The following is an 11,474-nucleotide window of genomic DNA, read 5'->3' as shown; positions in this document are numbered from 1 at the left end:
TGTCAAGAACCACCGTAATTGAGCACCCCTTGAACCAACGGAATTGAGCAGTTCACTCTTCGGTGGGTCCGGTGAATGTGGAAAAAGGTACTGGTGACTGTGGGCGTGTCTTTGCCCGATAGGAATCTCCTTTCATGACGATATGATGCGCCTTGTGGGCGAGCCGGTCGAGGGCCGAGTTAGCCATGACCGGATCGGGGAAGAGCGGCAGCCAGTCGGCCGGCGTGCGGTTCGAGGTGACGATGATGGAACCGCGCAGGTGCCGTTCGGCGACGATCTCGTAGAAGTCTTCAGCCTGGGTGAAGTTCATCGGCTTGAGCCCGAAGTCGTCGATGATGAGCAGGTCCGGCGAGAGGAAGCGCCGTAGTTCCTGCTCCCAGCTGTTGTCGGCCCTGGCTGCGTGCAGGTCGCGGAAGAGCTTCGCGGCCTTGATGAAGAACACGGAGCACCCGGCCCGACAGGCGTGATGGCCCAACGCCTGGGCGAGGTGGGTCTTGCCGGTGCCGGCAGGACCGTAGAGCAGCACATGCTCTTTCTTGTCGATGAAACCGCCGCAGGCCAGATCATGGATGGCGGTGGGGTTGAGCTGGGGCCGGGCAGCGAAGTCGAACTCCTCCAGGGTCTTGGGCTCCTCGAAGGTCGCCCGTTGCAGGCGCAGCTTCAGGCTCTGGGAGCGGCGCCGCTCGATCTCGTCCTGGAAGATGAGCTGGAGGAACTCCACGTAGCCCAACTGTCCCTGGCGGGCCTGATCGAGCCGGGCCTCCAGGGTATCCAGGAGCCGGCCCAGTTTAAGGGCCTTGAACTGGGCAACTACCGTCGGGGCGATGTTCATTGGGCACCTCCAGCGGCAAAGCTCTCGCCCGGATGGAGAAACTCCAGTGTTTGCTGCGACAGGGGGGCAGTGTCTGGCGGTTCACCGGCAGTGGTGGGCACTCCCCGCTCCAGTACCTGCTGCAGGCGCTTGAGTTCGGTTGAATCGAAGCTGAGCAGGTGGCGGCAGGCTTCGTTCAGCCGCTCGGGACCGTACTTCTCCCCCAGCCGCAACAGCGCCTGGCCCTTGCGCAGGTTTCTCAGGGCATTGTCGGCGAGGATCGCCGCCATCATCCGGGCGACGTCTGGCCCCAGCTCTCCCGCCTTCGCCTTGCAGTGGGCCGGATGGAAGAAGAGAAACGCCTTGGTCGGTGGCGGATAGTCGTTCTGGTCGGTCTGCCAGGTGCCCCGACGATGTGCCCTGGGATGGGTCTTGATCAGCTCTTCGTTGCAGAAGATCTCCACCAGACGAAACGTCGCCCGCACCCAGACCGTCTTGCCCACGTACCGGGTGGGCACCGAGTAGTAGCTCCTCTCAAAGACGACGTGATGGTCCGGATGGACCTTACACTCGGCCCAGGTGGGGTTGGCAAAGGTCGCGGCCGGCAGGGGCTTGAGGGCCTTGCGTTCGTCCCGCTCGAAGCGGATCAGGGGTGGTTCCTGGGTGGTGCCGTGATCGATCGTGCCGACCTCGTCCTGGCACCAGGAAAGGGCCGCCTCGTTGAGTTCGGTCAGATCGGCGTAGCCTCGACCGGCCACCAGTTGCTGTCGCACCACCGGCATGGAGCGCTCTACCTTCCCCTTGTGCTCGGGAGTACGGACCTTGGCCGGATCGGCGACAAAACCGTAATGGCGCTCCAGTTCGGCATAGGCCCGGTTGATCGTAGGATCGTAGAGATCAGGCCGCACCACCCCGGCCTTCAGGTTGTCCAGGAGGATCGTCTCCGGCACACCGCCAAAGAACTCAAAGGCGCGGACATGGCAGTCGAGCCAGGAAGGGAGATCCTGGCGGGGGACGAAGCGGACAAAGCGGTGGCGGCTGTAGGAAAGGGTCATGACGAATGCCCAGAGCCACACCAGCGTATCGCCCAGGCGTACCCGGACCTTGCCGAAATCGACCTGGGCCTGCCGGCCGGCAGGAGTCTCCAGGCGCATCGTCGTGCGGGGGGTGGCCGGGGTGACATACTCCTGGACGAAGCGGTTCACGCTCTGGTAGCTGGCCTTGAGCCCTTTGCGGCGCAACAGGCGCCAGACCTGCTTGGCCGTCATGTCCGGCTCCGCCAGCCACTGGCGGATCTGCTCCAGCCACGGGACCAGTTCATCCCTGGCCGGGGATGCTACGGTAGGAGCCTTGCGCAAAAGCGTCCGAACCACCTCAGCCCGTCGGGCATCATCGGCATCACGGGTCAGCCCCTCGTGTTGCGCCCGCCGCAGGTACTCGCGTACCGTCTGGCGGCTCTGCCCGAGCGAGCGGGAAAGCTGGGAGATGTTCTCTCCCTGCTGCCAGCGAAACAGCAACTCATCAAGTTCAACCATTGGAATGGGTCTCCTTGCCATAGGACCTCCTGGGAATCAAGATCCCGGCAGGATACGCTATGACGGTTGTGGCCCACCAAAGACAACAGCAGGGGGTGCTCAATTACGTTGGTTCCGCCCCTGCTCAAACTGCTCAATTCCGATGGTTCCGGTGCTCAATTCCGTTGGTATCGCACCATCGGTAACTGCTCAATTACCATGGTTCTCGACACCTGGTTCCCTTCTGCCCAGGCTTCAGATGAGTATGGGCTTTCATGTCCCGAAGCATACTGACCCCCTGTTTTCTGCAGCCGCACTCCGCTGCTGCTCCAGCGCATTCGGATCTCATCGGATGTGATTCTGGTTGTTTTATAGCATGCTTTAATGACGGAATAAATTTATTTGTCAGAGAGAAATCCTTTCGGCGGGCGGCTTGAGGGGCAACTTCCCGGGTTGCAACGGGTCAACGGGCCTGCTACATTGGGGCCTTGCGAACTGTGGCTGTTTAACCGGTGCGGAGTCGATCCGTCATGGGGAGTTGTCCTGGTGAGTAACGAAAATCGCGACAAAGCGGCAGGGAAGGGTGCCGGGGTACGTCTGGTGCTTCATGATGACGGAACCCTCTCGATTCCCGCCGCGGTGCTGAAGGAAGCGGGTTTGGGGCCGGGGGACCCGGTGACGGTCCTTCCGACGGAGGACGGCCTGGTGGTCGCCCGGGCGCCAATAGCGCCGGTTTCCGGTGAACGGGCCCAGTCGCCGGTCCGCGATTCCATCAACCGCAAGAACCTGGAAACCTCCATGCAGTTCATCAAGGGGGTGGGGCCGAAGCTGGCGGAGCTCCTCGGGCGGAAGGGGATCGCCACGGTGGAGGATGCCCTCTACCTCCTCCCGAACCGCTACGAGGACCGCCGCCAGGTGCTCCCGGTGGCGAAACTCCGCCCAGGGGCAACGAGCGTCTTTGCCGGCGAGATCGTCTCCGCCGACGTGGTGTCGACCAAGGGGGGGCGCCGTTTCTTCGAGGCGCTGGTGCGGGACGCAAGCGGCACCATCTCCTGCAAGTGGTTCAACTTCAATCCGGCCTTCCTGAAAAAGAGCTGGAAGCGGGGGCGGCGGGGGATCTTCACCGGTCTGGTCTCCCAGTTCGGCCTGCAGCGGGAGGTCCATCACCCGGACGTGGAGTGGCTGGCCGAGGGGGAGACGGTGGAGGCGGTCATGGCCCGGGACCCGGTCACCTTCGGCCGGCTCGTGCCGGTCTATCCCCTCACCGAAGGGCTCCACCAGAAGACGCTCCGCAAGGTGATGAAGGAGGTGGTTGACCGCTTCGCCCCGTGCGTGGAGAGCGCTCTCCCGCCGACGATGGCGCAGCGTCAGGGGCTTTTGCCGCTCTCCGATGCGCTCCGGACGGTGCACTTCCCGGGGGAGGATAGCGACCAGCGGCTCCTGGAGGAGGGGAGGAACCCGGCCCACCGGACCCTCGTCTTCGACGAGTTCTTCTTCCTGGAGCTCGGGCTCGCCCTCAAGAAGCGGGGGGTGGTGGTGGAGCCGGGGATCTCCTTCTCCGTGAACCATACCTTCACCAAGCCGCTCCTGAAACTCCTCCCGTTCTCGCTCACGAACGCCCAGCGCCGGGTCCTCGCCGAGATCAAGGAGGACATGATGGCACCGCACCCGATGCACCGCCTGGTGCAGGGGGACGTGGGGTGCGGCAAGACCCTGGTGGCGCTCATGGCGGCGCTCGTGGCGGTGGAGAACGGCTACCAGGTGGCGATCATGGCCCCCACCGAGATCCTGGCGGAGCAGCACTACCTCAACATCCACCGCTGGTGCGACGAGCTCGGCGTTCAGGTGGCGCTTCTCACCTCCTCGCTCAAGGGGAAGGCGAAGAGCGAGGCACTGGACCGGGTGGCGCGGGGAGAGGCGCAGATCGTGGTCGGCACCCACGCGGTGATCCAGGAGAAGGTGGAGTTCCACCGGCTGGGACTGGGCATCGTGGACGAGCAGCACCGCTTCGGCGTCATCCAGCGGGGGCTTCTGCGGAAGAAGGGGGAGAACCCGGACATCCTCGTCATGACCGCCACCCCGATCCCCCGCACCCTCGCCATGACGGTCTTCGGCGATCTGTCGCTGTCGGTGATCGACGAGCTCCCGCCGGGGCGGACGCCGGTGGAGACGCGGGTTTGCTTCGAGAGCCGCCGCGGCCAGGTCTACGGCATCATCCGGGAGGAGGTGGCGAAGGGGCACCAGACCTACGTCATCTATCCGCTGGTGGAGGAGACGGAGAAGAGCGACCTGAAGGCGGCGACCCAGATGGCGGAGCACCTGGCCAACGACATCTTCCCGGAGCTGCGGCTCGGCATCCTCCACGGCCGGATGAAGCCGGAGGAGAAGGAGGCGGTGATGCGCTCCTTCAAGGAGCGGGAGATCGACATCCTCGTGGCGACCACGGTCATCGAGGTGGGGATCGACGTCCCCAACGCCACGGTGATGGTGATCGAGCACGCCGAGCGCTTCGGCCTCTCCCAGCTCCACCAGCTCCGCGGGAGGGTGGGGCGGGGGAGCGGGCGCTCCCGCTGCATCCTGATGACGCCGGGGAAGCTTTCCGAGGACGGGGAGAAGCGGCTCCGGGTGATGGAGGCGACCACCGACGGCTTCCGGATCGCCGAGGCGGACCTGGAGATCCGCGGCCCGGGCGATTTCCTCGGCACCCGCCAGGCGGGGCTTCCCGACTTCCGGGTGGCGAACATCCTGCGCGACGGGCGGATTCTGGAGGCGGCGCGGGGAGAGGCGTTCACCGTCGTCGAGCGGGACCCGGAGTTGGCGCTCCCGGAGTACGCGAACCTCCGCACCGAGCTGGCGCGGAGGTGGGGTGGAAGGCTGGAACTGGCGGGAATAGCGTAGGATTGTCTGTTGACTTGGCCCCGGATCATATGTACATTCTAAGAGTACATATTGTGGGAGGTAAGGCATCATGCGGGAAGTGAACGTGACGGATTTGAGAAGCCATCTGCCGGCCTACCTTGGGGAAGTTCAATCTGGAGAGGAACTCCTGGTGACCTCGAGGGGGAAGGTCATCGCACGCATCGTTCCGGCCCGGGACGAGCAGGCCGCTGCCCGGGAGCGTCTGGTTGAGCTTCGCAGCCGGTGCCTGGTGGGCGATGTGGTTTCGCCGCTGGAAGAGCCTTGGGAGGTCCAGAGGTGATCATCCTCGACACCTGCGCCCTTATCTACGATGCCCTCACGCCGGAGCGGTTGTCGAAGAAGGCTGCCCGGATTATCGAGGAGGAAGGGGGAAGGCTTGCCTGCAGCGACATCTCGCTCTGGGAGGTGGCAATGCTGATCGCCAAGGGGCGTCTCGATCCCGGGACGGATACCCTTTCGTTTATACGCCTTGCCCTGGCCGCCCGCCCCATCCAGGTAATTCCCATAACACCCGAAATCGCCGCCCTGTCCGCCACTCACGATGGGTTCTCCCATTTCGATCCCGCCGACCGTCTCATTGCGGCCACGACGCTCCAGTGCAGGGGAAAACTGGTCACCTGCGATCAACATTTACACAAGGTAAAAGGTCTGCCGGTCATCTGGTAGCCATTTCACAAGGGAGGAACAATGTCCGAATTCACCAACGTAACCGTAATCCGCGAAGCGAACATCTATTTCAACGGCGGTGTCGTAAGCCGCACCGTCGTTTTCCCCGACGGGACCAAGAAGACCCTCGGCTTCATGCAGCCGGGGGAGTACGAGTTTTCCACCGGCGCTCCCGAGATCATGGAGATCCTCTCGGGGGAGCTCGACGTGAAGCTCCCGGGGAGCGAGGGGTGGCGGAGGATCGTGGGAGGGGAGTCGTTCGAGATTGCGGGCGACTCGAAGTTCACCATGAAGGTCCTCTCCCTCACCGACTACTGCTGCTCGTTCCTCGCGTAAGCGGGGAGCGGCGACGCTGTCCTGGATGGCCCGGGGGGAAAGCTCCCGGGCCTTTTTACATTTAAGGTGACACCACGTGCCTATGCCTGCCTGTTTCCCCTCACCCGGCCTTCGGCCACCCTCTCCCCTGAGGAGGCCCCGGCCGTTGACTTCCTTACCGTGACCGTGTAGGTTTTTCGACCATGACCTCTTCCTCTCATCCCCGTCCCGGCACGCCAGTCGGCCGTTTCGCCCCGTCCCCCACCGGACCGCTCCACATCGGTTCCCTGGTGGCCGCCGTGGGGAGCTACGCCATGGCGAAGCGTGCAGGCGGGCTCTGGCTCCTCCGGATGGAGGATCTCGACACTCCGCGGGTGGTGCCGGGGATGGCGGACGACATCCTTCGGACCCTGGAGGTCCTCGGGTTTTCGTGGGACGGGGAGATCGTCCGGCAGAGCCGGCGGTCGGCGGCCTATGAAGCGGCCCTGGAGCGGCTTCTGGCGGCGGGCCACGTCTACCCCTGCGGCTGTTCCCGGGTCGAGATCGCCCGGGCCGCCACGGCCCCCCACGACGGGGAGGGGGAGTTGGCCTACCCGAACATCTGCCGCGACGGCCTCCCTCCCGGCAAGGAGCCCCGCTCGTACCGGGTGAAGGTCCCCGCGGAACCGATCACCTTTCACGATCTCGTCATGGGGGAGAAGAGCTATAATCTCGCCCGGATCTGCGGCGATTTCGTGGTGAGGCGGGCCGACGGTCTCTTCGCCTACCAGCTGGCCGTGGTGGTGGACGACGCCGACCAGGGGGTGACCCAGGTGGTGCGCGGCGCCGACCTCCTCTCCTCCACCCCGAGGCAGATTCTTCTTCAGCGCCTCCTCGGCTGCGACACCCCCGCCTACGCCCACCTTCCGCTGGTGACCGGTCCCGGAGGGAAGCTCTCCAAGCGGGACAATGCGGTCTCCCTTGCCGCCGGCCGCGACCTCGTCGCCCGGGGAGGGGAGCTCCTCCTGGCGGCGCTGCGGTTCCTGGGGCAGGAACCCCCTTCTTTCCCGGCGGGGGCGCCGGGAGCCGAGGTGCTCGCCTGGGCCGCCGCAAGCTTCGACGTCGCCAAGGTCCCGACACAATCCTCCCCTCTGTATGACGTGCGGTAATTGCAGGAATGCACCTGACGGAGCCGCCCCGAATTCCCTCCGGCCGTTTGCATGGGATGAGGGGTGGTCTATACTTTCGGAGAATATTCAACCTTTGGCGGTCTCGCAGAAAGCAAATTCGGCGGCCGGACCGGGGAGACGAGGGGACATGGAGATGCTGAAGATATCACGGGCGGTCATTGCGATTTCATTGGCCGTGGCGGCCCTTCAGGGGTGTGCCACCCTCGGCGTGCAACCCCGGAACAGGGCGGAGGTGGTGGTCAAGACCGACGACACCGTCCGTCTGCTTCACATAGGGGGCAGGGAGGCGCAGGCCGATTTCTGTCTCGGCGAGATTGTACCGGTTTACCGGTGGTATGCCGGCGGCCGATATGTGAAATACCGGGAAACCGGGAAGGTGAAGATTACTCGGTATGAGGGAGAGCATTATCTGGAAGCCCTCCTGCTGGAGGGTGATGTGAAGGAAGGCGATATGGTCAGGAAAGCCGGTGGGTGTCTTGAAACAATGAAATGACGCGGGGTGCCTCCTCGGCGCGTCGCCGGTGGTGGTTCTGCTCGGGCACTACGGGGGGAAGCTGGCGTTTCAGTGGAAGAAGGGAAGCAGATAGACGAGGCGGCCGGAAACCATGGAAGCAGAGCGATATGTAAACGGCAGGAAAACCAGGATAGCCCTCCTTATCTTCACGGTGGTGATCGTTACCCTCTTCCACTTCCTGGTCCCGACGACACCGCACACCTACCACAAACTCCACATCGTTTTACGTAAGCTCTACTTTCTGCCGCCGGTCATGGCGGCCGCCTGGTTCGGTCTGCGGGGGGCGGCCCTGACGACGGCCGTTATCAGCATGGCCTTTATCGCCCATGCGCTTGTCGACTGGCCGGGAAACTACATGGAACAGGCCAACCAGCTGGGGGAACTGGCGGGCTTCTGGGTGGTGGGGTTGGTCCCGGGCTGGCTCTTCGACCGGCGGCGCGCCCTCATGGAGAGCCTTGCCCGGGCCAACGAGGAGACCCTCCTGGCGCTTGTTTCCGCCCTCGACATGCGGGAGAAAAACACCCGGCTCCATTCGCAGCGGGTGAGGGAGTACACCCTTCTGCTCGCCGACCGTTTCGGTATTGCAGAAGGGGAGAGGCGGGCCATCGCTCTCGGCGCCCTCCTGCACGACGTGGGGAAGATCGCGGTTTCCGACCGTGTCCTGTTGAAGCCGGCGGGGCTTACGGAGGACGAGTGGCGGGAGATGCGCCGGCACCCCTGGGAAGGGTACCGGCTCTTGCGCCGGATAGGGTTTCTCCGGGAGGCGGCTGAGATTGTCTATGCCCACCACGAGCATTTCGACGGCACCGGCTATCCGCGGGGGCTCATAGGGGAGGAGATACCACTCGGCGCCCGCCTCTTCATGGTGGCCGACGTCTTCGACGCCCTCACCTCGGAGCGCCCCTACCACAAGGCGATGGGGTACGAGCAGGCGGCGTGCGTCATCCGGGAGAAGGGGGGAAGCCACTTCGATCCCGCGGTCGTTAATGCGTTCGAGGCGATTCCCCCCGAAAAGTGGGAGAAGGTGCGGAAGCGGTTTGCTGACGTGAACGGAGACGCCCCCGTTCTTTAAGGCCAGTGGAGGGTGCGGTAAGGACGATGTTGCGAGTTGGAAAGGGTCCGGGACGCCGTTGGCCCGGCCCTGTACTCGATAAGGAAGGATCACTTGGCCGGTTGTACCAGCAAGCCGGCGCTCTCCTTCTTGGCGATATCACCCACCTTGATCTCCCCTTTGACGATCCCGGCTTCAAAGTGATGTTCATCGATAAATGAGAGGACCTTGACCTGTCCGACTTCCCTTAACTGAGCAGCCTTGCCGGTTTGCCGGTAAACCGGGATCACGTCGTTCAAGGCGATTTCTTTTTTCACATCTGCGGTTCCGCTGTGGAATAGGTGTACCTTGTTGCCGACCTTCATCACGACTTCGCTTTTGACTTTCTTCCCGGCGGCCTGAACGAAAGAAGGGGCGGCCATCACGGCTACGAGAGCCACTAAAACAACAATCCTGACGATTCTTTTCATCTTTTCCCTCCTGAGTAATCGGTTGTTTGCTTCCTGGCACAGAAAATAGCGACCTTGGACCTCTTCACCTCCTTTCGGGTCCTTCTTTATTGCAGGCTCCTCTCATTCACGACGTTTTAGGCTTATTGATCCTGGAAAAGCACCGTGCTGAGGTAGCGCTCGCCCGTATCGGGGAGGACGACGACAATCATCTTTCCCTTGTTCTCCGGACGCTTTGCCACCTCCAGCGCGGCGAAGGCCGCAGCGCCGGCGGATATCCCCACGAGTACCCCCTCTTCACGGGCCAGCCGACGGGCTGTTTCCAGCGCTTCCTCGTTTCTCACCTTGAAGATCTCGTCGATGACTTCCCGGTTCAAGACCTCCGGCACGAAACCGGCGCCAATCCCCTGGATCTTGTGGGGGGCGGGCTGTCCGCCGGAAAGGACCGGAGAGTCGAACGGCTCCACCGCGATGATTTTTACCTCCGGCTTTCGCTTTTTGAGCACTTCGCCGACGCCGGTTATGGTTCCGCCGGTGCCGACTCCGGCCACGAAGATGTCGACCTTGCCGTCGGTATCCGTCCAGATCTCCTCGGCAGTGGTGAAACGGTGGATGTGAGGGTTGGCAGGGTTGAGGAACTGCTGGGGGATGAACGAGTTGGGGATCTCCCCGGCCAGTTCCTCGGCCTTCCTGATGGCACCTTTCATTCCTTCGGCCCCCGGGGTCAGGACCAGTTCGGCGCCGTAGGCCTTCAGCAGGCTTCTCCGCTCGACGCTCATCGTCTCGGGCATGGTGAGGATCAGCCGGTATCCCTTTGCCGCGCAGACGAAGGCGAGGGCGATGCCGGTGTTGCCGCTCGTCGGCTCGATGATGACCGTATCCTTGTTGATGAACCCCCTTGATTCGCCATCCCGGATCATGGAGTAGCCGATCCGGTCCTTGACGCTTCCCCCGGGGTTGAACGATTCGAGCTTCGCCACGATGTTGGCTTCTACCCCTGCGGTCACCTTGTGGAGCCGCAAAAGGGGCGTCTTCCCGATGAGATCGGTGAGATTGTCGAAAATTCTAATCATGTGTCGTGTTCCTCCGCTTGATCTTGGTGATTTCCTCTATCTGTTTTTCAGTGCGCATGACCGCTATCGTCAGTGCGCCTTTCGGTTGTCCTTTCCTGTGAAGCATGGCGCCCCATGTGTTCTCCGTGCATGAGCATGCATCCCGATGTCAGAAGCATGCCGAAGATGAAGGTTGAGAAAAGAAGGGCGGTTTTCATGCAGTCTCCTGATATTGAGGCTCGCCGCACTGTCAGCAGGACCTCGTGCAGTCAGGATCGTTCTTCATCAGAAACGAACACAGCTTCTGTGCCCCCTTGTGGGCAACCGTCGCCGCCGGGTGACCCAGCGTCAGCGAGAGAACGACCGCCGACAAAATGGCGAATTTGAGAAAAATCATTCTATTCAGGAAACTGGATGATACTTCTTCGAGCTTTGCATTCATTGTAATTATCTCCTTTCCGAATCAGTGTGAGTGCCCGCCGTGTCCGCCGCCGTAGCTTCCCGAGTCGTACTGGGGCCTGTCGTAGCCGGGTGTGTGGTTGTAATGCTTGCCGTCGAGAAAATCTATAACCGCGCAACCGGACAGAAGCGCAACAGTTGCTGCGACGGCGATCATCAGAATAGGTCTCATTTTTATCTCCTTTGGTTTATGGCATGCCCGCCGCATACGGGATCTTGAACCAGCGGTACTGCATCGAAGACCCCCCAACTCGAATATTTGCAATGATCCTTAGCAAATGATGGGCCATTCTGTAACAAGTTGATATGATTGAGTTTTGCAAAAAAGCATGCATGCAAAAATCAACTTGTTATGGAAAAATCCACAACAAGTTGTTGAATATTCAACACGACTATTACGCGTGATTGTCCGCATTATGGCGGCCCCGGTTTTCTTGGACACGAAAATGAGGTAAATGTACGCGTTCAAGGAGGTCGTCAATGGCAAAGGATGTAAATGTCTCCGGTGCAGCGGAAGGAGAGCGTAGCTCGACTGGAGCGGCACCGGAAATCAAA

At 62.2% G+C, this 11,474-nt stretch carries 13 protein-coding genes and 1 pseudogene; 8 read left to right on the top strand and 6 right to left on the bottom strand.

From position 1 onward, the window contains the following. Positions 1 to 52 precede the first annotated feature (52 nt). Together istB and istA are read right to left on the bottom strand one after the other, a co-directional pair. The gene (gene istB / locus M6689_RS02485) at positions 53 to 832 is read right to left on the bottom strand and encodes an IS21-like element helper ATPase IstB (protein ID WP_298267418.1); all 780 of its coding nucleotides are present in this window, start codon (positions 830 to 832) and stop codon (positions 53 to 55) included. Beyond that, complete coding sequence (gene istA, locus M6689_RS02480; RefSeq protein ID WP_298267417.1) at positions 829 to 2,346, bottom strand: IS21 family transposase; 1,518 nt, start codon at positions 2,344 to 2,346, stop codon at positions 829 to 831. The genes istB and istA overlap by 4 nt, the downstream gene beginning before the upstream one ends. A 579-nt stretch (positions 2,347 to 2,925) precedes the next feature. Between istA and recG the strand changes: the two genes are divergently transcribed. The 7 genes from recG to M6689_RS02445 all read left to right on the top strand — a co-directional run bounded on the left by recG (position 2,926) and on the right by M6689_RS02445 (position 8,980). Then, positions 2,926 to 5,223, top strand: coding sequence for an ATP-dependent DNA helicase RecG (recG, locus tag M6689_RS02475; RefSeq protein WP_298267421.1), 2,298 nt, complete (start codon positions 2,926 to 2,928; stop codon positions 5,221 to 5,223). A gap of 70 nt (positions 5,224 to 5,293) precedes the next feature. Further along, complete coding sequence (locus M6689_RS02470) at positions 5,294 to 5,524, top strand: type II toxin-antitoxin system Phd/YefM family antitoxin (RefSeq protein ID WP_298267415.1); 231 nt, start codon at positions 5,294 to 5,296, stop codon at positions 5,522 to 5,524. After that, complete coding sequence (locus tag M6689_RS02465) at positions 5,521 to 5,910, top strand: type II toxin-antitoxin system VapC family toxin (protein WP_298267412.1); 390 nt, start codon at positions 5,521 to 5,523, stop codon at positions 5,908 to 5,910. Before M6689_RS02470 ends, M6689_RS02465 begins: the two co-directional genes overlap by 4 nt. Before the next feature lie 21 nt (positions 5,911 to 5,931). Continuing rightward, complete coding sequence (locus M6689_RS02460; RefSeq protein WP_298267410.1) at positions 5,932 to 6,246, top strand: pyrimidine/purine nucleoside phosphorylase; 315 nt, start codon at positions 5,932 to 5,934, stop codon at positions 6,244 to 6,246. Between the two features lie 182 nt (positions 6,247 to 6,428). Continuing rightward, positions 6,429 to 7,373: a tRNA glutamyl-Q(34) synthetase GluQRS gene (gene gluQRS, locus M6689_RS02455; RefSeq protein ID WP_298267407.1), complete on the top strand. Its 945-nt coding sequence runs from the start codon at positions 6,429 to 6,431 to the stop codon at positions 7,371 to 7,373. A gap of 148 nt (positions 7,374 to 7,521) precedes the next feature. Next, positions 7,522 to 7,887 (top strand): hypothetical protein, encoded by a 366-nt coding sequence (locus M6689_RS02450; RefSeq protein WP_298267405.1) that lies wholly within the window; start codon positions 7,522 to 7,524, stop codon positions 7,885 to 7,887. Between the two features lie 112 nt (positions 7,888 to 7,999). Further along, the gene (locus tag M6689_RS02445) at positions 8,000 to 8,980 is read left to right on the top strand and encodes an HD-GYP domain-containing protein (protein WP_298267403.1); all 981 of its coding nucleotides are present in this window, start codon (positions 8,000 to 8,002) and stop codon (positions 8,978 to 8,980) included. Positions 8,981 to 9,069: 89 nt separating this feature from the next. On the opposite strand, the gene M6689_RS02440 is transcribed toward M6689_RS02445, so the two are convergent. The 4 genes from M6689_RS02440 to M6689_RS02425 form a co-directional block, all read right to left on the bottom strand. Beyond that, a complete protein-coding gene (locus tag M6689_RS02440) occupies positions 9,070 to 9,429 on the bottom strand; it encodes a hypothetical protein (protein ID WP_298267401.1) in 360 nt (119 codons plus the stop codon). A 122-nt stretch (positions 9,430 to 9,551) separates the two neighbouring features. Further along, complete coding sequence (gene cysK / locus M6689_RS02435) at positions 9,552 to 10,481, bottom strand: cysteine synthase A (RefSeq protein ID WP_298267399.1); 930 nt, start codon at positions 10,479 to 10,481, stop codon at positions 9,552 to 9,554. A 229-nt stretch (positions 10,482 to 10,710) separates the two neighbouring features. Continuing rightward, positions 10,711 to 10,902, bottom strand: coding sequence for a hypothetical protein (locus M6689_RS02430; protein WP_298267396.1), 192 nt, complete (start codon positions 10,900 to 10,902; stop codon positions 10,711 to 10,713). A 21-nt stretch (positions 10,903 to 10,923) separates the two neighbouring features. Continuing rightward, entirely contained in the window at positions 10,924 to 11,091 is a 168-nt protein-coding gene (locus M6689_RS02425; RefSeq protein ID WP_298267392.1) for a hypothetical protein, read from the bottom strand. Positions 11,092 to 11,399: 308 nt separating this feature from the next. Here M6689_RS02425 and M6689_RS02420 point away from each other — a divergent pair. Then, a pseudogene (locus M6689_RS02420) lies at positions 11,400 to 11,474 on the top strand (IS3 family transposase); the annotation flags it as partial.

The sequence above is a fragment of the Geobacter sp. genome, from assembly GCF_027327745.1.
GTDB lineage: Bacteria > Desulfobacterota > Desulfuromonadia > Geobacterales > Geobacteraceae > Geobacter.
Note: the sequence above shows the minus strand (reverse complement) of the source record. Positions and strands in the feature narration are given on the sequence as shown.